This is a genomic window from Rhodococcus sp. NPDC058505 (assembly GCF_042720095.1).
Classification (GTDB): domain Bacteria; phylum Actinomycetota; class Actinomycetes; order Mycobacteriales; family Mycobacteriaceae; genus Rhodococcus_G.
In genome coordinates this window covers 12,348-36,223 of the sequence record NZ_JBHXNB010000018.1, presented here as the reverse complement: position 1 = coordinate 36,223, position 23,876 = coordinate 12,348, and the positions used below count along the sequence as shown (strand labels likewise).

Here is a 23,876-nt window from a genome sequence, read left to right as displayed (position 1 = left end):
CCCCCTGGTCGCTGGAGCAGGTGTGTACCGACGAGCCTAGCCGGGCCGGGTCCCCGATCGGCGGATGCTACGAGGTCACGTCGACCGGGGCGTGCGTGCGCAGTTGCTCACGGATCCGGTCGGGCAACGGAACGGCCTGCTCGGTCACCGGATCGAACGCGACCATCACGCTGTCGACCTCCGCGCACACCGCGCCGGTGCGGTCCCGCATCACCTGATGCACTGCGAACGAGGAGGTGCCCACCTTCGGGATGGTGAGCTCGACGGTCAGCGGCGCCGTCTCGTCCGTCACCGGACGCAGGTAGTCGAACGAGAGCTTGCGCACCACCAGCGGGTGGAGCGGGCCACCGATCGTCACGGACTCCCGGAAAAACCGCACCCGGGACTCCTGCGCGTACTCCGCGTACAGCACGTTGTTCACGTGGCCGAGACGATCGGAGTCGCCCCAGCGCACCTCGATCTGACAGGTGTGTGCCATCGCGGATCAGTCCCTCGTCAGCTTGCGGTGAGTGACGCGGTGCGGGCGGGCGGCTTCGGCACCGAGCCGCTCGACCTTGTTGGCCTCGTACGCCTCGAAGTTACCCTCGAACCAGAACCACTTGCCCTCCTCGACGTTGCCCTCCCACGCGAGGATGTGGGTGCAGGTCCGGTCCAGGAACCAGCGGTCGTGGGAGATCACGACGGCGCAGCCGGGGAACTGCTGTAGCGCGTTCTCCAGCGAGCTCAACGTCTCGACGTCGAGGTCGTTGGTCGGCTCGTCGAGGAGGATCAGGTTGCCGCCCTCCTTGAGGGTCAGCGCCAGGTTCAGGCGGTTGCGCTCACCACCGGACAGCACCTCCGACCGCTTCTGCTGGTCCGGACCCTTGAAGCCGAACGCGCTGACGTAGGCGCGCGAGGGCATCTCGTTCTGCCCGACCTCGATGAAGTCGAGGCCGTCGGAGACGACCTCCCACACCGTCTTCTTCGGGTCGATGTTCGCGCGGGACTGGTCGACGTAGCTCAGCTTGACCGTGTCGCCAACCTTCACGCTGCCGGAGTCCGGCTGCTCCAGACCGACGATCGTCTTGAACAGCGTGGTCTTGCCGACACCGTTGGGGCCGATGACACCGACGATGCCGTTGCGCGGCAACGTGAACGACAGATCCTTGATCAGGACCCGGTTCTCGAAGCCCTTGTCGAGGTGGTCGACCTCGACCACGACGTTGCCGAGGCGCGGCGGCGTCGGGATCTGGATCTCCTCGAAGTCGAGCTTGCGGTGCTTCTCGGCCTCGGCGGCCATCTCCTCGTACCGGTCGAGGCGGGCCTTGTTCTTCGTCTGCCGGGCCTTCGCACCCGAGCGGACCCAGGCGAGCTCCTCCTTGAGCCGCTTCTGCAGCTTCTGGTCCTTCTTGCCCTGAACCTCGAGGCGCTCCGCCTTCTTCTCCAGGTAGGTGGAGTAGTTGCCCTCGTACGGGTGCAGCTTGCCGCGGTCTACCTCGCAGATCCACTGCGCGACGTGGTCGAGGAAGTAGCGGTCGTGGGTGACGGCGAGCACGGCGCCCGGGTACGAGGCGAGGAACTGCTCAAGCCAGAGCACCGACTCGGCGTCCAGGTGGTTGGTCGGCTCGTCGAGGAGCAGCAGGTCCGGCTTGCTCAGCAGCAGCTTGCACAGCGCGACGCGGCGGCGCTCACCACCGGACAGGTGCGTGACGGGCTCGTCGGCGGGCGGGCAGCGCAGCGCGTCCATCGCCTGCTCGAGCTGGGAGTCGACGTCCCACGCGTCGGCGTGGTCGAGCTCCTCCTGGAGCTTGCCCATCTCCTCCATCAGCTCGTCGGAGTAGTCGGTCGCCATCAGCTCGGCGATCTCGTTGAACCGGTCGAGCTTGACCTTGATCTCGCCGAGGCCCTCCTCGACGTTGCCGCGGACGGTCTTCTCCTCGTTGAGCGGGGGCTCCTGCATGAGGATGCCGACGGTGGCCTCCGGGTCGAGAAACGCCTCACCGTTGGACGGCTGGTCGAGGCCGGCCATGATCTTGAGGATGGAGGACTTGCCGGCGCCGTTCGGGCCGACGACACCGATCTTGGCTCCCGGGTAGAAGCTCATCGTGACGTCATCGAGGATGACCTTGTCGCCGTGCGCCTTGCGCACCTTCTTCATCGTGTAAATGAACTCCGCCATGCGCACCAGCGTATCGGGAGGACAGGTGCCGCCCCAATCCACGGCCCGGCGGTCACACCACGGTGCGCGGCCTCACCGCATCACCCCGTCGACGAACACCGCGGCGTCGTCGAACGCCGCCGCCGGGGTGCCCAGGTGATCCGCGGACGGGTACACCCGGAAATCGACGTCGGTCCGGGACGCCGCGAGCTGCCCGGTGAACACCAGGGTGAGCGGGATCGGCACCACCAGGTCGACGGCGCCCTGCCCGAGGAACAGTCGGCGGTCGTAGCCGCCGGTCGGCACGCCGAGATACTCGGTCAGGGCCGGCCGCAGGTCGTGCAGCGGCCGGGAGAACAGGTCACCGACCGACGCGCCACCGAGGTACTCGTTGAACTCGAGGGTGCATACCCGCTGCGCGATGGTCGCGAGTTCGCGGCCCCGGGGCGAGAGGTAGGAGTCGATGTTCAGGTCGGGGCGCGCGGACCGCAGCCCCGCCATTGTGAACAGCGTGAACTTGGTCAGCCCGGCGACACCGATGTTCGGGATGCCGGGCCTACCCAGCGCGAACACCTGGTCGAGGTTGGTCGGTGCACCGAGGGCGACCGCGCCGCGGTAGTCGAGCTCCGGCGCGTACGCGGTGGCCAGGTGGGCGGTGCTGAGGGCCGCGTGCCCGCCCTGCGAGAGGCCGGCGACCACCCAGCGCGGGGAGAGCGCGGGGACCAGCTGCCGCCCGGCGCGCACCATGTCGATCACGTCGTGCGCGGCCGCGACACCGTCGAGGTACGCGAGCTCGCCCGGGGTGCCGAGGCCCGCGTAGTCGGTGGCGACGACCGCGTACCCGCGCCGCAGCCACCGGTCCATGAACTCCGCCTCCACCGCGGTGCCACCGACCGCGGACGGCGCGCACTGGTCGGCGAGGCCGATGGTGCCGTGCGCATACGACACCACCGGCCAGCCACCCGGCGGGGCCTGCCCCTGCGGCACATACACCGCCCCGGAGCTCAGCCGGGGTGCACCGCGGTGATCGGCGGTGCGATAGGTGACCCGGTACCCGTCCGCCGCTCCGGGGAGCGCGGCCTGCGGGGGCAGCGGCCGCGTGTCGACGACGCTGCCGGGTCCGTCGGCGGGCGGGGCCGCCGCGGCCGGTGACGTCGCGATCGGGGCCATCCCAACGAGCGCCGCCGTCACCGCCGCCAGCAGTGCCGTCCTCCATCGCATCCCAGGCATCCGTGCCTCCTGTCGGTGACCGATCCGTGCCGATCTGATCACGGTAGGCGCACACCGGGCCCGGGTCCGGGTTTCGGGACATCGCGTCCGCGCTCACCTGACGACGGCGACCTCCGCGTTCACCGCCTCCGCGCCCTCGTCGGGATCGTCGAGCCCGTCCGCCTCGGACGGCGGGACCTTCGATGTCCGGTCGAGTTTCGCGGTGCAGCGGGCGAGGTCGGGGCCGACCGCGGTTGCCCGCATCTCGAGGTCGGATCGTTCGACACCATCCCGGTTCGTGTACTCGTTGGTGCGCAGCTGGCCGTACGCGATGATCGGATCCCCCTTCATCAGCGATGCGCCGACGCCCCCGACCAGTCGGCGCCAGCAACTGACGGTCAGGTAGAGCGTGCCGCCGTCGGTCCACTCCCCCGACGCCTGGTCGAACCGCCGGGCATTGCTGGCCATCCGGAAGCTCAGCACCTCCTCGCCCGCATTGGTGGATCGTTTCACCGGATGGGTGATGACGGTGCCGACCACCGCCGTGTGCGTCTCGTACATGTCCGTCCTCCTGTTCCGGGGCTGGTCGCCCCCACCGACCACCGTGCCCGGGAGCGGGCCGATGCGGGAGGGGCCAACGGCGCGTTGTGGACAACCCGCGAATCGCTCCACAGCGGGGACGGATCACCGGTTCGCGGCGCGACCGTCGTCGGTGGACTGTGGTAGCGCGACCACCGCCGGGTCAGGGGGCAGCGGCGGCGGGGACGAGACCCGCGAGGGCCTGCGCATAGGCGGCCAACCGGTCACGGGTGTACGTCTCGGGATCACTGACCGCGAGCCTGCCGAGCATCTCCGCGAACGACATCATCGTGTGCCCAAGCAGCTCCGCGTCGAACCCGGCGAGCGCCGGTTCCAACCCAATGCCGATGCGCGCCAAGTCGACCGCGCGGTCGAGGATCGCCGCCCGCGCGGTCCGCAGATGGTCGCGGTATTCACTCGGTGCGTCGTCGGGTCCGGTGAGGATCAGGCGCCACCGGGTCGGGTTGTCGAGCACCACCCGAACGAACGCGGCCACGGTGCCGCCGTACGCGGCGGCCGGTCCGGTGCGGGTCAGATCGGTGGGCAACGTGTCCAGCACCTGAGCAACCGCACGCTGGTACTCACGGTCGAGCAGCGCGGCCACGAGATCACCGCGGGTGCGGAACACCGTGTACAGCACCGGTTTTCCGACGCCCACTTCCGCGGCGACCGCCTCCATGCTCAGGTCATGCAGACCCGACCGTCGGGTGACCTCGAACGCGGCGTCGAGAAGTTGCTCGCGGCGCTGCGCGGGAACCCGGCCAGCCAGCTGTGGATCCACATCACCGGATGGCACTCGGTCCTCAAGTGCTACGAGATGTTCGGCCCGGCTGCGCTCTCACCCGCGGAGGAGTCGCGATACTGGGCCGACTGCGTGACGGCGGCGGAGCTGCAGACCTGCCGGCCGGCCGACGTGCCGAGGCCGTCAGCCCGGCCGAGGCCAGGGAGCGGCTGCACGCGACCCCGGCCTGACCGACCGGCGACACGGCTACTTCCAGCCCTCCCGATCGCGGCGCGCCAGTTCCGCGAACATCGCGTTATGGGCGGCGAGGTCGGCGTCGTCATCGCGGTCCGCGGCCCGGTCGATGCGCTTGGCAACCTTCCGGTCGGACCGCGACCACTGCACCAGCAGGGCGAGCATCACCAGCACCAGCGGAATCTCCCCGGTCGCCCAGGCGATGCCGCCGCCGACCTTCTGGTCACCGAAGAGGTCGTCGTTCCAGCCCAACGCCAGCGACCGGTAGTACCAGCCACCGATGACCTCCATCGTGCTCATCAGCGCGATCCCGAAGAACGCGTGGAACGGCAGCGACCCGAACACCATCGCCAGCTTCGTCACCGGCTCGATCTGGCGCGGCGCCGGGTCGATCCCGATCACCACCCAGTAGAACAGGTAGCCGCTGAGGATGAAGTGCAGGTTCATCAGCAGATGCGCACCGTGCGAGTCCAGCGTCGAGCCGAAGATCCCGCCGAGGTAGAGGGCGTAGAAGCCGCCGACGAACAGCACCGACGCGACCAGCGGGTGCGTGACGAAGCGGGAAAACCTGCTGTGCAACGCCGCGAGCAGCCATTCGCGCGGGCCCGGCGCACCGTCGGGGCCCGCCGGCTTGAGGGCACGCAACGCCAGGGTCATCGGGCCACCGAGCACCAGCAGCACCGGCGCGAGCATCGACAGCGCCATGTGGGCGCCCATGTGGACGCTGAACACGGCGGGCGCGTACCGGCCGAGCCCGGACGAGGTGCCGATCAGCAGGGTCGCGCAGCCGAGCAGCCACGCGACGGTCCGGCCGATCGGCCACGCGTCCCCGCGCGCCTTCAGCCTGCGGACACCGATCACGTACCAGACCGCGGCGATGACCGCGGCGGTCCCGAAGATCAGGTCGAATCGCCAGTCGAACATCAGCCGGGCGACGGTCGGCGGACCGTCCAGGTTGTAGCCGAGCTGCACCTCCGCGGGAGTCGGGCGGATGTCCTCCGGCGGGGGCGGGGTCCTGCCGAGCCCCACCGCGAGACCGATCGTCGCGGCGAACACGATCGCCTCGCCGCCCGCGAACCGGACCAGCGCACCGCGCGAGGTCGGGTCGGCGGCCAACGCGGGCAGCGCCCGTCGCCGCTGCAGAAACCCGAACACGCCGAGAATCACCAGTGCAACCGTCTTCGCGACGAGCAGCCACCCGTAGGTGCTGGTGAACAGCTCGTCGAGGGGCAGCCGGACCAGGCCGTTGATCACCCCGGAGAACGCCATGATCACGAACGCCGCCGTCGCGATCACCGAGAACCGGCGGGCCGCGAGATCGGTGTGCTCACCGCCGCGGCGGGCATGCACCAGCAGCGCGAACAGTCCACCCGCCCACAACGATGCCGCGACCAGGTGCCACAGCAGGCTGTTCGTCGCCATGTCGTGGGAGCCGCCTGCCGACGAATGCCCCGTCAGCGCGAGCGGGATCAGGGTCACGATGCCGAGCCCGAGCACCACCGGCGTCCAGTTCCACCGCAGCAGCATCCGCGAACAAACCGCGAGCAGGATCGCCAGGATCGCCGTGTTCCGCCACGCCCCGGCCAGCTCGATCTGCGGGATCGCCTTCCACAGGTTCTCCGGCTTCAACGCCTCCGCGAACGGCTGCCCCGCGGTGTCCGACACCGTCAGCGGGACCAGGACCAGCGCACACGCCGCCCACACGATCGCCGCATTCGACGCGGTCCGCACCGCCCGGTAGCCGCCGACATCGAGGACACCCGACTTCTGCGGCGGCACCAGGAACGACGCCAGCAGCAACGACCCGATCGCGATCACCGCCGCGACCTCGCCGATCGCCTTCACCGCCGGCAGCCCGTACGTCGTCAACGGTCCGGGGTCGGGGATACCGAGCCGGACCAACGCCTCCGACGCCGACAGCCCAACGATGATCGCCGCGACCAACCCGGCGATCAGGCCGAGGGTGACGAAGATGGGGACCGCGCTCTCCCCCGCCCGACGGGACGGTGGTGCTTCGGAGTGGGCGAGCTCGGGTGATGCCATGACCACCAGGGTAGGAGGCGGCGGAGTGTGAACCACGCCCAGGTTCCACCGCGCCGCCGTGTGCCGGTCCGACCCGCCCGCCCGCAGCCGGTAGACTCCTGACCCGATCCCACGCCGGGGTCATGCCTCCGTAGCTCAGTTGGATAGAGCAAGAGCCTTCTAATCTCTAGGTCGCAGGTTCGATTCCTGCCGGGGGCACACAGTGACACTGCCGGCCTCCGGCCGGGTGCGCGCCAGCGTGAGGGTTCGAAGGCATTTCACGCAGGCGCACTGTGTCACTCCCGACCTCCGGGGCGTCGTGCCGTTCACCAAAGCCCGACCCGTGTGACGTGAAACACTATGCGGTACGACTCCGATAGACCGGGTTGAGGTGAGTCCCATGCCCGAACATCACACCGGCCGCCCCGGCCCGCACATCCTCGAGAACCGTCCGACCGCTCCGTGCCGGTCGCCACCGCGCTGACGATCGTCCCCGACCCGGTGGCGAGGACCGGACGCATCGCGCGCTCCGACCGATGCGTCCGATCCGTCGCACCGATGCTCGCAACCCCTCTAGGTGAAGGTGCAGAGAACCATGGAATTCATGACACAACTCATCGGCGTGCTCGACAAGCTGCTGGACGTGATGGGCAAGATGCAGGGCCCAGGCGGAGGTGGCGGCGGCGCCGGAATGGGCAGCCTCGGCAGCCTCGGCGGGCTCAGCGGCTGATCACGCGGCGACGGCCCCGGCCCACCGGCCGGGGCCCTCGCCGTGTTTCGGGTCGTCTCGACCCGGCCGCGATTCGCCTGCGCGCACGATTCGTGCGCGGTAAAGTCGACTCCTGAATTTGCCGCCCCCGCACAGGCGTCGGCGGAGTGTCAGGGCACTTCGGACAGCCTCGTTCCCGAAGCAACCCCCGGTGATTTCGCGTCGATAGGCCCCGCGAATCGCAGATCGCTGTCGCGTCCGTGAGAACCGCCAGATCAGTTCCGATCAAATGGGGATCGCCATGAAGATGGCCACCACTCTGGTCATGCCCGTGCTCGTCGCAGCAACCATCGTCTCCGGCGCGGGCACCGCGTCCGCGCAATTGCCCGCGCCGCCACCACTGCCCGCGCTACCCGACCTACCCGACCTACCCGCGCTGCCGCCGTTGCCGACGGTGTCGCTGCCGGAACTGCCCGCGCTGCCCGCCCCCGACCCGGTGCCGGTGGACCTGCCCGCCGTGCCGGTGCCCGCCGTGGAGCTCCCCGCGGTGCCCCTCCCCGATCCGATGCCGGTCGCCCTTCCGCCGGTGACGCTCCCCGACCCGATCCGGGTGGACCTGCCCGCACCTCCCCCGCCGCCGCGGGTACCCACGCTCGACGAGGTCGCGACGATGCTCGGACTGCAACCGCCGCCGACCCCCGCGATGGTCACCGCACAGTTCGCGGAGCAGACGTGGCCGGACAACGAGCCGAAGCGGGAGGCGTTCAACGAGATGACGAACGAGATCACCATCGGCTGGAACAACGGCGGTCAGCAACGCATGATGCTCGGCTCGTTCGTCGGCCTGGCGATCGGCTGCGTGTCGATCTTCCCGAACTTCATGGCGGGCTGCATGCTCGGCAACCTCATCGGGGCAGGCGTCGGCGCGGTGGTGGGCATCGACGAGGGGAACCCGAAGGCACGCCCGTCGGTGGAGAAGTTCTTCGCGACACCGTGACCCGCGCGTCAGGCGCGGCGGACCACCGTCAGCTTCGACACCCGGGAGGAGATGCGTCGGTCCTCGCCGTCGCGGAGCAGCGCGATGCCGGACCGGATCTCCTCGACCACCCAGGTGCCCGCCGTGTCCGAGATGTGGACGAGGTCGCCCGTCTGCACCGTGTCACCCATCGCATCCTCCGCCTTCTCGCGCCGCAGCGCGGACGCGTCGTGTGTTGTCGTTGCCGACAATTATCACGTGGCGCTGCCCCGCCGCGGCGGACTGGGGCGGATTCGCCGTCACCGACCGGCCAGGTGCGCGCGGTCCGCCCGGCTGATCGTGACGGCAGCGACGATCACCCCGACCACCACACCGACCAGGGTGTCGACCACCCGACTGACCGCCGTCCCGGTGTCGACGGTGGCACCGAGACCGATCACGAGCAGGGCCATCGGCGTGACGAACAGTGAGCACAGGGCGTAGTTCCGGGTGGCGGTCACCTCCGCCGCGACCTGCAGCACCGCGATGATGACGACGCACTGCCAGTAGCCGAGGGACAGCGCGATCAGGGCCGCCGCGATCACCGCGCCGCCCACGTTTCCGAGCAGTCGCTGGATTGCGCGCTGCACCGTCTGCCCGTAGGTCACCCCCTGCATCGCGGCCATCGCACCCATCGACGCCCACAGCGGATGGTCGAATCCCAGTTCCGCCGCCAGCCAGCCGGCGACGGCGGAGGCGACGACGATCCGGGCTGCGTACTCGGTCACGGCGCGGGTGCGCAGGCCCGCGACGCCGACCGCAACGAACGACGGCGGGCGGGGCAGCGGCGGGGCGCCGGTCCCGGCTCCGAGGATGGTGCGGTGCCGCTTCGCCTTCCGCAGTTCGGCCTCGTGCCGCACCACCTCGTCGAGTCGTCTCGGGTCGCCGAGTTCCCATTCGTCGAGTGCGGCGTCGGCCTCACCGAGGATGGCCGCGAGGTCGCTGGCGTTGGTGTGCCCGGTCGACGTGGCCGTCAGTACCAGCTTCTCCCTTGCCGAGGTGATCGCGTCGCGGGCGGCCGCGGGATCCGCGCCTGCGGGCACCGCGGCAGCGGCGGCGAGCGCCCGTGCCACCGCGAGCCGGGCGGGTCCCCAGGGCAGGAACAGCAACGGAACCAGCGCGACGCCGAGGCCGACGGTCGCGCCGACCGTCGAACTCACCAGCGCAACAGCGAGATCCGCCGCGGACGCGGTAGAGCCGACGGCCGCGGTCGCGGCGAAGACGAGGATCACCGGGCCCGGTCCGGCGATGCGGAACGCGGCGAGCACCGCTGCGGCGGCGCCGGACAGCACCGCGATCGACGCGATCTGCGCCCACACCGGCAGCCCCGCCAACGCGATCAGGCCGCCGACCAGTACCGACGAGACGACAAGGATCCCGACGGATCCGACCTTCTCCGCCGTGCGGCGCAGCGGGTCATGGCGTGCGAACGCCGAGGTGAGGGCGCTCAGGACCGCGAGTCCGGCGACGTCGCCGTGCCCGGTAAGCCCGAAGACCACGAGGACCAGCGTCGCGGCCAACCCGACCCGCACCGAGACGGCGAGGGTCGCGTCCGCGGGTCGGACGACGAAGGCCCGCCGCCAGGTCTCGGCGGACACCGTGTGGGCGAGGGCGTCACGCGTCCGACGGGGGCGGACGATCGGGGTTCGGGTCGGCATCGCCCAACGATAGCAATAGTTCACTAGTAAAATACATATGAAATAGTATGACCTCGGTCGCCTACGATGACCTCATGCCACCCAGCGCGCCCGGCGAGGACTTCATCGACCACGTTCGACGACAGTGGTCCCGAACCCACCCGGAGGTGGACGCCGCCCCGATCGAGGTCATCGGCCGCATCACCCGGATCGGGTCACTCGCGCTGCACGAGCTGGACCGCGCCCTTGCCGGCAGCGGCGTCTCCCGGATCGAATTCGAGATCCTCTGCGCCCTCGCCCGCAGCGATCGACCCCTCCGGGCCAGCGAGGTCACCACCGCGACCATGACGAGCGGCGCATCGACGACCAAGCACACCGACCGCCTGACCCGCATCGGCCTGGTCGAGCGACTCCGCTTCGAACGCGACGGACGGGTGGTGCTCCTGCAGCCGACCGACGCCGGGCGCGCACTGGTGGACCGCGAATTCCCCGCCCGGGTGGAGCGGGACCGGCGGCTGCTCGAGGGCCTCGACGCCGACGAACAGGCCACCCTCGCGGACCTGCTGCGCCGGGTCGCGGGGAACTTCGCCGCTCCCTGACGCGATGAACGGGGGTTCATGTGCCATCGCCGTCCGGGAACTGGCACATGAACCCCCGTTCAATCCGTGGCCCGACCGCCGAGATGACGTCGCCGCGCCGGGAGCTCGACCACCGGGATCATGCGATCTCACCGCGCTGCCCGCACTCCCCGACCGCGGTCCGCAACGCCGCCCGCTCGGCCGTGTCGACGGTGAGCCCGTACTTCACCTTGATCCGGATGTACGAGTCGACGTACCCGCACCGAAACCCGCCGGGGGGCAGGTAGTCGGCGGCGTCCTGGTCACCCTTCGACCTGTTCGCCGACGGATCGGAGGCCATCAGGTTCTGCGCGTCGTTCGCGATCGCCCGGCGGGCAACCTGGTCGAGTGCGCGCGCGCCCGAGCGCCACGCCTCGGCCAACGGCACGATGTGTTCCGCGTCGACCGCGGAGGGGTCGGTCGTCCACCGGTACTCCCTGAGCGCACCGGTGTCCCGGTCGAGGACGCCGTACCGGTCGAGCCAGCCGCCGCCCCTGCCGACCGTCAACCGGCAGGTCTTCGGGTCGAGGCGCACCGATCCGGACGCGTCCCGGAGCATCATCACGTCGCGGGTGGTGCAGCGGGCGTACGCCGCGAACTCGGGGCCGAATCCGTGCTCCGGACGGTTGGTGTCCCAGTGCGGGAACCGGTCCCGGCTGTAGCCGTCCATCGACGCCTCGGCCGCGACCTGTAGCCGGGCGAGTTGGTCGGCGAGATCGCCCGCGACCACCTCCGGCGTCGACCCGGAATCGTTGCGCTCCCACTCGTCGAGCAGCACGTAGCCGACGGCGACGAGCACCACGACCAGGAAGGACAGGGCCGCGCGCAGCACCCGGCGCACGGTGCGCGACAACCGCGCGTTGAGGGACGGACGCACGGAAATCTCCTGGACGCTCTGACGGGACGGCAGAGTATCGCCCGCGGCGATCCGAATCTGGTGACGGCGCGCGGATCCCGCCCACGACTGTGATGCAGATTACCCACCCGGCGACGCCCTCGTCACGGGTGGCCGGGCACCATGATCCGGGCCAGCACCCCGCGGTGGTCGGAGCCGGGCAGGTCGACAACGCCGACGTCGGTCGCCCTCGCGCCCGCGACCAGGATCCGGTCGATCGACAGCAGCGGCGGCAACCAGCGGTCCGCGGGATAGCTGCGCAGCACCCCGGAGCCCGCCTGCTCGGCGGCGTCGCGAACACCGTCGCCGAGCAGGGCACGGAACTGGGCGTGATCCCAGGTCGCATTGAAATCCGCTGCCATGACGACGGTGTCGGCGTCGGTGCGCAACCCGTCCAGGATGCCGTGCAGCCGGTCCAGTTCGTCGGCCCAGATCGGCGTCTGATGCCGCGGCCACGGCGGCACCGGATGCGCCGCAAGCACCGTCAGCGAGTCGCCGCCGGGCAGCGTCGCCCGCGCGGAGAGCGCGGCCATCGCAAATCCGGGGTGCTGCACCTGCTCCGACAGCGGGTATCGGCTCCAGATGCCGGTGCCGTCCGCACCGGATGCGGCGGGTCGCACGTAGCGATAGGGCAACAGCTCGTCGAGACCCGACGCGGTCAGCCCGTCCATCGCCGTTACGGTCAGTTCATTCACGGTCATCAGGTCGACGCCACGCGAACGCACCTGCGCGACAACCGACTCCGGATCCGCCTTCCCGAACTCGATGTTCGCCTGGAGGACCGTCAGCCCGCGCTCCGGGTTCGCGCCCGACCCGGCGTCGTGCACGTACAGCGGCGCCTGGGTCCAGGCCGCCCCGGCGGCGACCGCGGTCGCGACCGCGAGGCCGAGCCGATCCCGGACGGCGAGAAACACCAGCACCGCCAGCACGATCCCCGATACCAGGTAGGGCGCGGCCGCGGCCGCGACGACGATCGGCGCCGAGGTCACCGGCACCACGTGCGCAAGGACACCCGCGGCCGCCGCCGCGACCGCCGCCCATCCGACGACGAGTGCGCCCCAACGAATCACCCGGGTCGACGACCTCGTCCGCCCGGTATCGCGCCCGGGGACGAGGGTCACTCGGGCACCCGTCGCGCCACCAACGCCGCCCCGATGTGCGGCAGGTCGGCGGGGTCGGAGGGGTTGAGCCCGGTCAGTTCGAACACCCGGCGCATCCGGTAGTCGACCGTGTTCGCGTGCACCGCGAGGGTGGCCGCGGTCGCCCTCCGGTTGAGCCCGCTATCGACATAGGTCTCGAGGGTCTGCATCAGTTCCGGCTTCCCCACCAGCGGAGCCAGCAGCGCAGCCAGTTCGCGTTGGGCGGCGCTCGGCCTGCTCAGTTGGTATTCGAGCAGCACGTCCGACAGCCGGTACAAGCCGGACGGACGATCCGACCTGGTCACCAGCGCAACGATTTCCGCGGTCTGCTCGACCGCCGACGGCACCCCCGCTGGCGTCGCGACCGCCCCGGCGACGTGAAAATCGGCGCCGAGCACCCGCCCGAGCCGGTCGACGACGGCCCGCAACTGCTCCCAGTCCGGGGCGCTGGCCGGGCACGGCACCAGCGCCAGCCCCCCGCCGCTGTCGATCACCGTCAAGGCAGGCTCCCCGGTGATCCGGTCCAGTTCGGTCTGCACCCGGCGCAGCTTCCGGCGTCCGGCGACGGTTCCGCTGACCCCGGAACCGCGCTCGTCGTCGTTCTCGCCGATCGCCAGGGTCAAGGCGAGGTAGTGCGGGGCCAGCCGCAGCCCGGTGCGGTGCACGACGGAGTCGAGATCCTCCCCCGCGACCAACGCCGACATGAACGACCGCCTGCCCGAGTTCGCCTGGCTCTCCATGCTCTGCCGTTCCTCGAAGTAGGCGGCGCTCACCGCGATCGTCAACCGGCGCAGGAAGTCCAGGATCATTGTCATCAGCGTCTGGACGTCGTCGATGTCGTCCGGGCCCGCACCGTCGAGCAGTTCGCCCGCCGCGAGACCGATCCCGGCGTGGTAGGCGTGCAGCACGGCATCGAGCGGCACCCCCTCCTCGGCGCGGCGGGCCGCGGAACTGCGCTGCTCGACGAGTTCGGAGTCGCGGGCCCCGCGACGCTCGCGGACCAGGGTGGCGAAGAGCTCCATGTTGCGGAGCACGATGTCGGAGATCTCCCCGTGCACCGCTTCCCGCGGCAGCGCCCGGTAGATGGGCAGCTCGTCCATCAGTCGGCCGATCACGCGGGCGGTCAGGTCGGGGGCGGCGTTGGACAGCCACTGCGCCGCCGGCCTTCCCGCGATGCGCAGCGGCGGTACCACCCGGTTGTCTACGGTCACGGATTCCTCCCAATACCGGACATTACGGAAAATCTACTGCGTCGCTCCTGTCTGGCTACCACGCAGCGACCCGGATGTCACCGCGGGACCCGCTCTCGGCGTGGCGTCGCCGCGCTCGCCCGAACCGCGAGGGTCCTGACGTAGGGTTCGAAAAACACCAGGTCGTCGCCGATCCGGCGGTGACAACGACGGACGGCGGAACGCATGGATGCGGTCGAGAAGTCAGCGATGACCGTCGGAGACTACACATACGACGTCACCCTCGCCGGACCGGCGGGCGGAGCACCGGTCGTGTTGTTGCACGGTTTCCCCGAGACGGCCGCCTGCTGGCACCCGGTCCTGCCTGCCCTCGCCCGCGCGGGATTTCGGCTGATCGCGCCGAACCAGCGCGGGTACTCCGCTGGCGCGCGCCCGGCGGGTGTGGAGCACTACGCGATCGACGCACTCGGCGGCGACGTCCTTGCCCTGCTCGATCACCTGGAACTACGGTCCGCGCACCTCGTCGGTCACGACTGGGGCGCCGCGGTCGCCTGGTGGACCGCGGCCAACCACCCGGACCGGGTCCGTTCCCTGACGGCGGTCTCGGTGCCGCACCCGGCGGCGTTCGGGTGGGCACTGCGCATGGACGACGACCAGAAGGCCCGGTCCCGCTACATCGGCGTGTTCCGGAATGGACACTCCGCCGAGCAGGTCCTGCTGGCCGACGGCGCGGGGCGCCTGCGCGAGATCTACGCGGGCGTGGACCCGGCCCTCGTCGACGAACACGTCCGCGTCCTCACCGAGCCGGGCGCCCTCACCGCTGCCCTGTCCTGGTATCGGGCGATGGGGCGCGACGTCGCGGAGACCCCCGCCGTCCGGGTACCGACCACCTATGTGTGGAGCGACGGCGACGACGCGCTGGGCCGGGCGGGTGCCGAGAAGTGCGCCGAGTTCGTCACCGGGCCGTACCGGTTCGTCGAACTCGACAGCGTCAACCACTGGGTGCCCGAACAGGCACCCGAGAGTCTTGCGGCCGCGATCATCGCCCGCGTGGAAGGAGTGTCGGCATGAACGGAATCGTCATCGTCCTGCTGGGCGCACTGCTGTGCTTCTACGGCATTCGCTCACTGCACCTGGCCGTCCTCGCCTCCGGATTCGGGTTGGGCTGGCTGGTCACCGACCTGTTCAACGCCGCGTTCTGGACGCTCGTGCTCTTCGGCCTGATCGGGGCGGCCGCGGCGTGGGTGCTGACCACCCTCGTCTTCAAGTTTTCGGCGTACTTCATCGGCGGCATCTCGGGCGCCATGGCAGGCGCGAAGCTGGCGGACGCGCTGCAGCCCGGCGAGAACAACTGGGCGCTGAGCTGGATCGTGATTCTCGCGCTGGCGGTCGCCGCCGCCTTCGTCGCGGACAAGTACCGGGCGCGGGCGCTGCTGTGGCTGACCTCCATCGGCGGCGCAAGCATGATCCTCAGCGGCCTCGGCACCATGACCGGCGCGCTCGAGTTCCTCGCCCACCCCGACTCCGGTGTCCAGCAGGTCACCTCGACCCTGGTGTGGATCGCGCTGGCCGTCGCGGGCTGGATCGTCCAACGCCGACTCTTCCCGGAGAAGCTGGGGCTTCAGCCCACCGACTCGCGGCGGTAGGGCGCGCGGACGGCCAGCAGCGCAGCCAACCCGACGGCGAGGACCACGAGCAGCCCCAGGATGCCTGCGCGGTCGCTGCCGAACATCCACGCGAACAGCCCGAACAGGGTCGGCGACAGGAACGACACCGCCCGGCCGGTCGTGGCGTAGAGACCGAACATCTGCCCCTCCCGCCCGGCCGGGCTCAGCCGGGCCATGAACGTGCGGGCCGCGGACTGCGCCGGCCCGACGAACAGGCACAGCAGCAGACCGAGGAACCAGAACGCGACCGGCCCGGACACCGCCAGCAACGCGGCACCCACCGCGAGCATGGACGCGAGCGAGGTCACGATCACCGACTTGGGGCCGAACCGATCGTCGAGGCGTCCGGCCACCAACGCGCCGACCGCCGCAACAACATTGGCCGCGACACCGAACAGCAGCACGTCACCGGACGCGATGCCGTACACGTTGACCGCCAGCACCGCGCCGAAGGTGAACACGCCGGCGAGCCCGTCCCGGAACAGGGCGCTGGCCACCAGGTATCCGACCGTGCGGCGGTCGTGCGCCCACAGGGCGGTCAGGTCGCGCCAGAGCAGCCGGTAGGAGCCGACGAAACCCGGCCCGGCGGCCGCCGCCTCGCGCCGCGGCACCTCCGGCACCGCGAACAGCACCGGCACCGCGAACACCGCGAACCACACCGCAGCGAGGACCACGACGGTCCGGATGTTCAGCCCACCGTCGGTGCTCAGACCAAACAATCCCCGCGCGGGCCCGTCCCCGGCAATGAACCCGACATAGCACACCAGCAGCAGCACGATCCCACCGAAATAACCCATCGCCCAACCGAACCCGGATACCCGACCGATGCTGTCCGGCGACGAGACCTGCCGCAGCATCGCGAAGTACGGCACCTGCGCGAGCTCGAAGAGGACCGACCCGACACCGAGCAGCACCAGACCGAACCACAGGTACCGATGGTCGTCCCTGACGAAGAACATCGCCAACATGCAGCCGACCACGGCGGTGGTGAGCAGCGCGAGCGAGCGTTTGCGGCGGCCGGTGGCGTCGGCACGCTGACCGGTGACCGGGGCGAGGACGGCGATCAGCAGCCCCGCCGCGCCGAGGGACCAGCCGAGCCAGCTGCTCGCCGACACCGAGCCGGGGAGGTCGTCACCGACCGCGTCGGTGAGGTACACCGAGAAGACGAAGGTCACGATCACCGCGTTGAAGGCGGCGGACCCCCAGTCCCACAGCCCCCACGCGACGACCTGCCCGCGCGTTGCCACCGTGCCGTTGTCCACCGCCATGCTCATGGCGCGAGCCTAGGCCAGGAATCTGGTGCCGTCGCCGAGGGAAACACCCGACCACGGTATGCACTCTGTTGCATAGTCGCGTGGTTGCATACATACTCGGCGGGTGGCACTCGAACACGCGCTCCTGGTCTCGCTGTCGGAACAGTCGGGCTCCGGGTACGAACTGGCCCGCCGATTCGACAGGTCGATCGGCTTCTTCTGGAGCGCCACCCACCAGCAGATCTACCGCGTCCTCAAACGCATGGACGAGTCCGGGTGGGTGACCGGCGAGACGGTCGGGCAGGAGCGTCGACCGAACAAGCGGGTCTACCGGGTGTCCGCGGCCGGTCGCGCCGAACTGGCGCGCTGGATCGCCGAACCGACCGAGGTCGGGGATCTGCGCAACGAGCTCGCCGTGAAGATCCGAGCAGCCTCCCTCGGCGACCTCGACGACGTGCGCGCCGAGGTCCTCCGGCACCGGGACGGCCACGCCCGCCGCCTCGAGGTCTACCGCATGATCGAGAAGCGCGACTTCCCCGCCCCCGACCGACTGTCCGGCACAGCACTGCACCAATACCTGGTGCTGCGCGGGGGCATTCGTGTCGAGGAGGGATTCACCCAGTGGTGCGAGGAGATCCTCGATGCCCTCTGACCCCGTGCCAGCCACCCCGACCGGAAGGCCCTCCGTGACCGCGCCCTACCCGCACCTGTTGTCGCCGCTCGACCTCGGCTTCACCACCCTGCGCAACCGGGTGGTGATGGGGTCGATGCACACCGGCCTCGAGGACCGCACCCGCGACGTGCCGAAATTGGCCGCCTACTTCGCCGAACGGGCCCGCGGCGGGGTCGGGCTGATCGTCACCGGCGGCTACGCCCCGAACCGGACCGGCTGGCTGCTGCCGCTCGGGGCCGACCTGATCACCCGCAGGCAGGCCACCCGACACCGGGAGATCACCGATGCCGTGCACGCCGAGGGCGGCAAGATCGCGCTGCAGATCCTGCATGCCGGCCGCTACTCCTACCAGCCGTTGAGCGTGTCCGCGTCGTCGATCAAGGCCCCCATCAACCCGTTTCGCCCGCGAGCGCTGACCCGCCGCGGCATCGAGACGACGATCGACGACTACGTCCGCTGTGCGCGGCTGGCCAAGGAGGCCGGCTACGACGGCGTCGAGATCATGGGCGGCGAGGGCTACTTCCTCAACCAGTTCCTCGCGCCACGCACCAACCGGCGCACCGACGAGTGGGGCGGCTCGCCCGAGAATCGGCGGCGCATCGCGGTGGAGATCGTCCGCCGCACCCGTGCCGCCGTCGGCGAGCACTTCATCATCTTGTTCCGGCTGTCGATGGCCGACCTCGTCGAGAAGGGGCAGACCTGGAGTGAGATCGTCGACCTCGCAAGGGAACTCGAGAACGCTGGCACCACAATCCTGAACACCGACATCGGCTGGCACGAGTCGCGCGTGCCCACCATTGTCACGTCGGTCCCCCGCGCGGCGTTCGCGGAGTTCAGCGAACGACTCGCCAGCGAGGTGCGCATCCCGGTGTGCGCGTCGAACCGGATCAACATGCCCGAGACCGCCGAGGACATCCTGGCCCGCGGTCCCGTGCAACTGATCTCCGCGGCGCGCCCCCTGCTCGCCGACCCCGACTGGGTGAACAAGGCCGCCGCCGACCGCGGCGACGAGATCAACACGTGCATCGCATGCAACCAGGCCTGTCTGGACCACGCGTTCGCGAACAAGCCCGTCTCCTGCCTGCTCAACCCGCGCGCCGGGCGCGAGACCGAGCTGGTGCTCGGCCCCACCCGACGCCGCAAGTCGATCGCGGTTGTCGGCGCGGGCCCGGCCGGACTGTCGGCGGCGCTCGGGCTCGCGCAACGCGGCCACGAGGTGAACCTGTTCGAGGCGGGGGGCGAGATTGGCGGCCAGTTCGCGATTGCCCGTCGCATCCCCGGCAAGGAGGAGTTCGCCGAAACCATCCGCTACTACACCCGCAGCCTCGAGGTCGCGGGCGTCAAGGTGCATCTGCACACCCGGGTTGACGCCGCGACCCTGATCGACGGCGGTCACGACGAGGTGGTGCTCGCCACCGGTGTCACCCCGCGCATCCCTGCGATCGACGGCATCGACCACCCGAGCGTGCTGTCCTATGCCGAGCTGGTACGTGAGGGGAAGCCGGCCGGCGAGCGGGTCGCGGTGATCGGCGCGGGCGGGATCGGCGTCGACATCTCCGAGTACCTCACCCACGCGCAGTCCCCGACGCTCGACCTGGCCGAGTGGAACCGCGAGTGGGGCGTCACCCACGACGAGGCGGCCGCAGGCGCGCTCACCGAGCCGATCGTCACACCGTCCCCGCGCCGCGTCTACCTGCTGCAGCGCAAGAGCACCCCGATCGGCGCCGGCCTCGGCAAGACGTCGGGGTGGGTGCACCGGGCGGCACTGAAAAAGAAGGGCGTGCACCAGCTCTCGGGCGTCAACTACGAACGGATCGACGACGAGGGCCTGCACATCAGCTTCGGGGAGAAGCGGGAACGACCGCAGACGATCGCCGTCGACACCGTCGTCGTCTGCGCCGGGCAGGAACCGGTCCGCGAGCTCGAGTCCGCGCTGATCGCCGCCGGGATGCCCGTGCACGTCATCGGTGGCGCCGACGTCGCGGCCGAACTCGACGCCAAGCGGGCCATCGACCAGGGCACTCGGCTCGCCGCGACGCTGTAGTACCGCGGGCGCCCGGCCGCGGCACCGCATGCACGGGCGGGCGCTAGCCTGTCCGGGTGACTCTGCCTACCCCCACCCCCGACGCCCGCGCGGTCGTGACCGGCGCCTCCTCCGGAATCGGCGAGGCGCTGGCCACCGAGCTGGCCGCCCGCGGCCACTCGCTGATCCTCGTCGCCCGCCGGGAGGACTTGCTCGACGCACTGGCCGCGAAGCTGACCGCGGAGCACGCCGTCACCGTCGAGGTCCGCGCGGTCGACCTGTCCGACCGAGATCGGCGGGCACCGCTGGTCGAGGAGCTGTCCGGGCGGGACATCTCGATCCTGTGCAACAACGCGGGGATCGCGACGTTCGGCCCGGTGTCGGACCTGGACCCGTCGTACGAGCGGGCGCAGGTGGAACTCAATGCCGTTGCGGTGCACGACCTCACGCTGGCCGTGCTGCCCGGGATGCTGGCCCGCGGCTCGGGCGGGATCCTGATGGTGGGGTCGGCGGCGGGCAACATGCCGATCCCGAACAACGCGACCTACGCGGCGACCAAGGCGTTCGTGAACACCTTCTCCGAGTCGCTGCGCGGTGAGCTGACGGATTCCGGCGTCCACGTCACCCTGTTGGCGCCCGGGCCGGTGCGCACCGAGACCCCGGATCCGGCCGATGCGTCGATCGTGGACCGGCTGGTTCCGGACTTCCTGTGGATCTCCAGCGAGTACACCGCGAAGCTGTCCCTCGACGCGCTCGCGAAGAACAAGATGCGGGTCGTTCCCGGCATCCTGAGCAAGGGGATGTCGGTGGCCGGCGGCTACACCCCCCGCGCCGTCGTCGCCCCGATCGTCGGGACCTTCTACCGGAAGCTCGGCGGCTAGCCGCCGTCAGGGCGGCGTCAGGGAGCCCACGGCAGGCGTCAACGCCCTGTCAGGGTCGGCGCCGCGGCGCGGGTCGGCGGGTAGTCCGGAGGGTGCACCCCACCCGAGGAGACAACCGTGACCCTGCTCGACATCCTCCCGTCGCTTCGCTCGGCGATGACCCCACGCCTCGATCCCGACCTGTGGCCGGTCACCACCCACGTCGACGAGCTCGGCCGGATCACGGTCGGCGGCGTCGCGCTCTGCGACGTCGCCGACCAGTTCGGCACCCCGACGTACCTCCTCGACGAACGCGACGTCCGATATCGGTGCCGGGTATATCGCGACACCTTCCCGGAGGCCGAGATCGCCTACGCCGGAAAGGCACTCCTGACCCGGGCGGTGGCGGCGTGGATCGCGGACGAGGGCCTGTCCCTCGACGTCTGCTCGGCGGGTGAACTGGCCATTGCCCTGTCTGCGGGTGTCGATCCCCGCCGAATCATCCTGCACGGCAACGTCAAGACCTCCGCTGACCTGACCGCGGCCCGGTCCGCGCGAGTGGGGCGGATCGTCGTCGACTCACCCACCGAGATCACCATGCTGTCCGCCTCGTCCGCGCCCCGCCAGAATGTTCTGGTGCGGGTGACGCCCGGCGTGGACGCGGGCACCCATCGGGCGGTCACCACCGGCATCGACGACCAGAAGTTCGGCTTCCCCCTCGCGCACGATCAGGCGGTCGACGCGATTCGGCGGATACTCGGGCAGCCCCGCCTCAACCTCATCGGGCTGCACTGCCACCTGGGGTCCCAGATCGTCGACACCGAGTGTTACGGGGTCGCACTGGATCGCCTGATCGCGACGATGGCGCAGGTCCGCCTCGACCACGGCACGATCCTCACGCAACTGAATCTCGGCGGTGGCCACGGCGTTTCGTACCGGGCGGGCGACCCCGCCCTTGACCCGTCGGCGCTGGCCGAGACGATCGAGGACGTGCTGGACGACGCCTGCGCGCGGCACCGGTTCCCGCGCCCCCGGATCGTCCTGGAACCGGGGCGGGCGATCACCGCGCGCGCCGGGGTGACGGTGTACCGGGTGGTGTCCGTCAAGCAGGTTCGTGGCGGCCGCACCTTCGTGTGCGTCGACGGCGGCATGAGTGACAATCCCCGCGTCGCGCTGTACGGGGCGCGGTACACCGTCGCGTTGGCGAACCGGCACTCGACCGCGCCGACGACGCCCGTGACCGTCGCGGGTCGCTACTGCGAGTCCGGCGACGAGATTGCGGTCGACACGAGCCTGCCCGGGGATGTGCGCCCGGGCGACGTCCTCGCGGTTCCCGTCACCGGCGCCTACCACCACAGCCTGGCGTCGACGTACAACGCGGTCGGACGGCCCCCGGTCGTCGCGGCAGCGGCAGGGGCGGTGCGGGAACTGGTCCGCCGCGAGACCATCGCCGACCTGTTGGGACGCGACGTCGGGCGCTGACACTGGCGCCTCTCCTTACTGGCAAGTAAGTTGTGGGGTGCCGCGGCTACGCGGCCACCGACCGCCAGGAGGACCCCGCATGCCGCGCCTTTCCGGAGCCACCGACCTGATCAGGGGCCTGGTGCCGATCACGAAGGCTGGCATCGTCGGCCCGATCGGACCGGGCGCCCTCACCGGCGTCGTCTCCGCCTGGTACCAGTGGGACTTCACCGCCGGTGGCCTGCTCGCGGTCGCGGCACGACGCGCTGGCGAACGCATCGCCGTCATCGACGACCGCGGCCCCGTCACGTACCGGCAGCTCGACGCCGACGCCGAGGCCCTGGCCCTCGCCCTGCACGATCGCGGTCTGCGCGAACGCGGCCGGATCGGTGTCCTTGCCCGCAACCACCGCGGGTTCGTGATCGCGATGGGCGCATCGGCCCGACTCGGCACCGACCTGGTGCTGCTCAATACCGGCGCGTCGGCCGCGCAGCTCGGCGAGATCGCCGCCGAACAGAAGCTGGACTGGCTGCTCGTCGATCCCGAATTCACGCCCCTCATCCCCGATTCGACGCTGCGGGTCGCGGTGTTCGAGGATCCGACGGACCCCGGTGATGGCGCCAACCGCGCGCAGGGGTGGGCCCGATTCGAGGGGCTCCTCGAGGACGGCCGCGACAGCAACGGCCTCGCCCTGCCGCGCCGCCCCCGACGCGGCCGCCTGATCGTCCTCACCTCCGGCACCACCGGCACCCCGAAGGGCGCGTCCCGGCCCGAACCGCGCAGCTGGATGCCCGCGTCCGCGGTGCTGTCCCGACTGCCGCTGCGCAGTCACGGGATCACGGTGCTCGCCTCGCCGATCTTCCACACCTGGGGCCTTGCCGGGACACAACTCGCGCTCGCGCTCCGGTCGACGCTCGTGCTGACCGGCCGGTTCGACCCGGCCGCGACCGTGGAATCCGTTGCCCGGCACCGGGCCGACGCGCTGTGGGTGGTTCCCACGATGCTGCAACGCATCACCGACCTGCCCGCGGATCGCCTCGACGTCGACCTGGAGTCCCTGCGGATCATCGCTGCCAGCGGGTCCGCGATCCCCACCGGAGTCGTGCACCGGACGTTCGACGTGTTCGGGTCGGTGCTGTACAACTTCTACGGATCCACCGAGGTGAGCTGGGCGTCGATCGCGCGGCCCGACGAACTGCGGCAGCACCCGACAACGGCGGGCCGTCCCCCGCTCGGCACCGTCGTGAAGATCCTCGACGACGACGGTGCCGAGGTCCCGACCCTGACCGTCGGCCGGGTGTTCGTCGGCAACGGCATGCTGTTCGAGGGATACACCCGCGCAGGCTCCGAGAAGGAGATCGTCGACGGCATGATGGCCACCGGCGATGTCGGGCACTTTGACGGCGACGGCCTGCTGTTCCTCGACGGGCGCAGCGACGACATGATCGTCTCCGGCGGCGAGAACGTGTACCCCCGAGAAGTCGAGAACCTGCTGTCGGAGCTGCCGGGCGTCCTTGAGGTCGCGGTGCTCGGCGTCGACGACGCCGAGTTCGTGTCCCGGCTCGCGGCGTTCGTCGTCCGCGCCGGGGACGCCGAGGGTACCGCCCTGACCGTGGACGGCATCCGCGACCACGTCCGCTCGCACCTGGCGCGCCACTGCGTCCCTCGCGACGTCACGTTCCTCGACGAGCTGCCCCGCAACGCGACCGGCAAGGTGGTCCCCCGCCTGCTCCGCTGACCCGCCCCGCGGCCCTCATCACCGCGCCCCGCGCCCCTCATCACCGCGCCCCTCGCCACCTTGACCGAATGTGGGA

The 23,876-nt window shown here is 70.6% G+C and carries 22 protein-coding genes, 1 tRNA gene and 1 pseudogene; 12 read left to right on the top strand and 12 right to left on the bottom strand.

From position 1 onward, the window contains the following. Window positions 1-67: 67 nt before the first annotated feature. From ACFWPA_RS14410 to ACFWPA_RS14390, 5 genes are all read right to left on the bottom strand, one after another. Entirely contained in the window at window positions 68-478 is a 411-nt protein-coding gene (locus tag ACFWPA_RS14410; RefSeq protein ID WP_378570644.1) for an acyl-CoA thioesterase, read from the bottom strand. Window positions 479-484: 6 nt separating this feature from the next. Further along, window positions 485-2,158 (bottom strand): energy-dependent translational throttle protein EttA, encoded by a 1,674-nt coding sequence (gene ettA / locus ACFWPA_RS14405; RefSeq protein WP_378506465.1) that lies wholly within the window; start codon window positions 2,156-2,158, stop codon window positions 485-487. Between the two features lie 72 nt (window positions 2,159-2,230). Beyond that, entirely contained in the window at window positions 2,231-3,358 is a 1,128-nt protein-coding gene (locus ACFWPA_RS14400) for a lipase family protein (protein ID WP_378570642.1), read from the bottom strand. A gap of 102 nt (window positions 3,359-3,460) precedes the next feature. Beyond that, window positions 3,461-3,907 carry a single-stranded DNA-binding protein gene (locus ACFWPA_RS14395; RefSeq protein WP_378570640.1) on the bottom strand — a complete coding sequence of 149 codons (447 nt, stop codon included), beginning with the start codon at window positions 3,905-3,907 and terminating at the stop codon, window positions 3,461-3,463. Between the two features lie 181 nt (window positions 3,908-4,088). Continuing rightward, on the bottom strand, window positions 4,089-4,706 hold the full coding sequence (locus ACFWPA_RS14390) for a TetR/AcrR family transcriptional regulator (RefSeq protein ID WP_378570638.1): 618 nt from the start codon (window positions 4,704-4,706) through the stop codon (window positions 4,089-4,091). Here ACFWPA_RS14390 and ACFWPA_RS14385 point away from each other — a divergent pair. Then, a pseudogene (locus tag ACFWPA_RS14385) lies at window positions 4,680-4,892 on the top strand (oxygenase MpaB family protein); the annotation flags it as partial. The gene ACFWPA_RS14390 and the pseudogene ACFWPA_RS14385 sit on opposite strands and share 27 nt — an antisense overlap. Window positions 4,893-4,913: 21 nt before the next feature. Here the strand turns inward: ACFWPA_RS14385 and ACFWPA_RS14380 are convergent. After that, complete coding sequence (locus ACFWPA_RS14380) at window positions 4,914-6,944, bottom strand: cytochrome c oxidase assembly protein (protein WP_378570636.1); 2,031 nt, start codon at window positions 6,942-6,944, stop codon at window positions 4,914-4,916. A 124-nt stretch (window positions 6,945-7,068) separates the two neighbouring features. On the opposite strand from ACFWPA_RS14380, the gene ACFWPA_RS14375 reads away from it, so the two are divergent. From ACFWPA_RS14375 to ACFWPA_RS14365, 3 genes are all read left to right on the top strand, one after another. After that, a tRNA-Arg gene (locus ACFWPA_RS14375) sits at window positions 7,069-7,142 on the top strand. A gap of 385 nt (window positions 7,143-7,527) precedes the next feature. Continuing rightward, entirely contained in the window at window positions 7,528-7,653 is a 126-nt protein-coding gene (locus ACFWPA_RS14370) for a hypothetical protein (RefSeq protein ID WP_378506459.1), read from the top strand. A 286-nt stretch (window positions 7,654-7,939) separates the two neighbouring features. Next, window positions 7,940-8,629 carry a hypothetical protein gene (locus ACFWPA_RS14365; RefSeq protein ID WP_378506458.1) on the top strand — a complete coding sequence of 230 codons (690 nt, stop codon included), beginning with the start codon at window positions 7,940-7,942 and terminating at the stop codon, window positions 8,627-8,629. A gap of 8 nt (window positions 8,630-8,637) precedes the next feature. Here ACFWPA_RS14365 and ACFWPA_RS14360 read toward each other — a convergent pair whose 3' ends face one another. Beyond that, a complete protein-coding gene (locus ACFWPA_RS14360; protein ID WP_378506457.1) occupies window positions 8,638-8,799 on the bottom strand; it encodes a hypothetical protein in 162 nt (53 codons plus the stop codon). 108 nt (window positions 8,800-8,907) lie between these two features. Then, the gene (locus tag ACFWPA_RS14355) at window positions 8,908-10,305 is read right to left on the bottom strand and encodes an FUSC family protein (protein ID WP_378506456.1); all 1,398 of its coding nucleotides are present in this window, start codon (window positions 10,303-10,305) and stop codon (window positions 8,908-8,910) included. A gap of 74 nt (window positions 10,306-10,379) precedes the next feature. On the opposite strand from ACFWPA_RS14355, the gene ACFWPA_RS14350 reads away from it, so the two are divergent. Beyond that, window positions 10,380-10,883 carry a MarR family winged helix-turn-helix transcriptional regulator gene (locus tag ACFWPA_RS14350; RefSeq protein WP_378506455.1) on the top strand — a complete coding sequence of 168 codons (504 nt, stop codon included), beginning with the start codon at window positions 10,380-10,382 and terminating at the stop codon, window positions 10,881-10,883. Between the two features lie 118 nt (window positions 10,884-11,001). On the opposite strand, the gene ACFWPA_RS14345 is transcribed toward ACFWPA_RS14350, so the two are convergent. The 3 genes from ACFWPA_RS14345 to ACFWPA_RS14335 all read right to left on the bottom strand — a co-directional run bounded on the left by ACFWPA_RS14345 (window position 11,002) and on the right by ACFWPA_RS14335 (window position 14,146). Next, entirely contained in the window at window positions 11,002-11,778 is a 777-nt protein-coding gene (locus ACFWPA_RS14345) for an HNH endonuclease family protein (RefSeq protein WP_378506454.1), read from the bottom strand. A gap of 122 nt (window positions 11,779-11,900) precedes the next feature. Beyond that, window positions 11,901-12,866 (bottom strand): endonuclease/exonuclease/phosphatase family protein, encoded by a 966-nt coding sequence (locus tag ACFWPA_RS14340; protein ID WP_378506453.1) that lies wholly within the window; start codon window positions 12,864-12,866, stop codon window positions 11,901-11,903. Between the two features lie 47 nt (window positions 12,867-12,913). Further along, window positions 12,914-14,146: a PucR family transcriptional regulator gene (locus ACFWPA_RS14335; RefSeq protein ID WP_378506452.1), complete on the bottom strand. Its 1,233-nt coding sequence runs from the start codon at window positions 14,144-14,146 to the stop codon at window positions 12,914-12,916. 228 nt (window positions 14,147-14,374) lie between these two features. Between ACFWPA_RS14335 and ACFWPA_RS14330 the strand changes: the two genes are divergently transcribed. Both ACFWPA_RS14330 and ACFWPA_RS14325 read left to right on the top strand, forming a co-directional pair. Beyond that, the gene (locus ACFWPA_RS14330; RefSeq protein WP_378506451.1) at window positions 14,375-15,196 is read left to right on the top strand and encodes an alpha/beta fold hydrolase; all 822 of its coding nucleotides are present in this window, start codon (window positions 14,375-14,377) and stop codon (window positions 15,194-15,196) included. Then, window positions 15,193-15,771: a DUF4203 domain-containing protein gene (locus tag ACFWPA_RS14325; RefSeq protein WP_378506450.1), complete on the top strand. Its 579-nt coding sequence runs from the start codon at window positions 15,193-15,195 to the stop codon at window positions 15,769-15,771. Before ACFWPA_RS14330 ends, ACFWPA_RS14325 begins: the two co-directional genes overlap by 4 nt. On the opposite strand, the gene ACFWPA_RS14320 is transcribed toward ACFWPA_RS14325, so the two are convergent. Beyond that, a complete protein-coding gene (locus ACFWPA_RS14320) occupies window positions 15,747-17,066 on the bottom strand; it encodes an MFS transporter (protein WP_378506449.1) in 1,320 nt (439 codons plus the stop codon). The two genes, ACFWPA_RS14325 and ACFWPA_RS14320, sit on opposite strands and share 25 nt — an antisense overlap. A gap of 103 nt (window positions 17,067-17,169) precedes the next feature. On the opposite strand from ACFWPA_RS14320, the gene ACFWPA_RS14315 reads away from it, so the two are divergent. The 5 genes from ACFWPA_RS14315 (at window position 17,170) to ACFWPA_RS14295 (ending at window position 23,800) form a co-directional block, all read left to right on the top strand. After that, window positions 17,170-17,697, top strand: a complete 528-nt coding sequence (locus ACFWPA_RS14315) for a PadR family transcriptional regulator (RefSeq protein ID WP_378506448.1) — start codon at window positions 17,170-17,172, stop codon at window positions 17,695-17,697. After that, the gene (locus ACFWPA_RS14310) at window positions 17,687-19,762 is read left to right on the top strand and encodes an FAD-dependent oxidoreductase (protein WP_378570634.1); all 2,076 of its coding nucleotides are present in this window, start codon (window positions 17,687-17,689) and stop codon (window positions 19,760-19,762) included. The genes ACFWPA_RS14315 and ACFWPA_RS14310 overlap by 11 nt, the downstream gene beginning before the upstream one ends. Window positions 19,763-19,818: 56 nt before the next feature. Continuing rightward, complete coding sequence (gene cmrA / locus ACFWPA_RS14305; RefSeq protein ID WP_378570631.1) at window positions 19,819-20,622, top strand: mycolate reductase; 804 nt, start codon at window positions 19,819-19,821, stop codon at window positions 20,620-20,622. A gap of 117 nt (window positions 20,623-20,739) precedes the next feature. Beyond that, window positions 20,740-22,083 (top strand): diaminopimelate decarboxylase, encoded by a 1,344-nt coding sequence (gene lysA / locus ACFWPA_RS14300; protein WP_378570629.1) that lies wholly within the window; start codon window positions 20,740-20,742, stop codon window positions 22,081-22,083. 79 nt (window positions 22,084-22,162) lie between these two features. Beyond that, complete coding sequence (locus tag ACFWPA_RS14295; RefSeq protein WP_378570627.1) at window positions 22,163-23,800, top strand: AMP-binding protein; 1,638 nt, start codon at window positions 22,163-22,165, stop codon at window positions 23,798-23,800. Window positions 23,801-23,876: the final 76 nt, after the last annotated feature.

What these genes read in the sequence shown, in the direction of transcription:
- ACFWPA_RS14410 (WP_378570644.1), bottom strand. Translation starts at nt 478, where the DNA reads ATGGCACACACCTGTCAGATCGAGGTGCGCTGGGGCGACTCCGATCGT.
- ettA (WP_378506465.1), bottom strand. Translation starts at nt 2,158, where the DNA reads ATGGCGGAGTTCATTTACACGATGAAGAAGGTGCGCAAGGCGCACGGC.
- ACFWPA_RS14400 (WP_378570642.1), bottom strand. Translation starts at nt 3,358, where the DNA reads ATGCGATGGAGGACGGCACTGCTGGCGGCGGTGACGGCGGCGCTCGTT.
- ACFWPA_RS14395 (WP_378570640.1), bottom strand. Translation starts at nt 3,907, where the DNA reads ATGTACGAGACGCACACGGCGGTGGTCGGCACCGTCATCACCCATCCG.
- ACFWPA_RS14380 (WP_378570636.1), bottom strand. Translation starts at nt 6,944, where the DNA reads ATGGCATCACCCGAGCTCGCCCACTCCGAAGCACCACCGTCCCGTCGG.
- ACFWPA_RS14370 (WP_378506459.1), top strand. Translation starts at nt 7,528, where the DNA reads ATGACACAACTCATCGGCGTGCTCGACAAGCTGCTGGACGTGATGGGC.
- ACFWPA_RS14365 (WP_378506458.1), top strand. Translation starts at nt 7,940, where the DNA reads ATGGCCACCACTCTGGTCATGCCCGTGCTCGTCGCAGCAACCATCGTC.
- ACFWPA_RS14360 (WP_378506457.1), bottom strand. Translation starts at nt 8,799, where the DNA reads ATGGGTGACACGGTGCAGACGGGCGACCTCGTCCACATCTCGGACACG.
- ACFWPA_RS14355 (WP_378506456.1), bottom strand. Translation starts at nt 10,305, where the DNA reads ATGCCGACCCGAACCCCGATCGTCCGCCCCCGTCGGACGCGTGACGCC.
- ACFWPA_RS14350 (WP_378506455.1), top strand. Translation starts at nt 10,380, where the DNA reads ATGCCACCCAGCGCGCCCGGCGAGGACTTCATCGACCACGTTCGACGA.
- ACFWPA_RS14330 (WP_378506451.1), top strand. Translation starts at nt 14,375, where the DNA reads ATGACCGTCGGAGACTACACATACGACGTCACCCTCGCCGGACCGGCG.
- ACFWPA_RS14325 (WP_378506450.1), top strand. Translation starts at nt 15,193, where the DNA reads ATGAACGGAATCGTCATCGTCCTGCTGGGCGCACTGCTGTGCTTCTAC.
- ACFWPA_RS14320 (WP_378506449.1), bottom strand. Translation starts at nt 17,066, where the DNA reads ATGAGCATGGCGGTGGACAACGGCACGGTGGCAACGCGCGGGCAGGTC.
- ACFWPA_RS14310 (WP_378570634.1), top strand. Translation starts at nt 17,687, where the DNA reads ATGCCCTCTGACCCCGTGCCAGCCACCCCGACCGGAAGGCCCTCCGTG.
- ACFWPA_RS14295 (WP_378570627.1), top strand. Translation starts at nt 22,163, where the DNA reads ATGCCGCGCCTTTCCGGAGCCACCGACCTGATCAGGGGCCTGGTGCCG.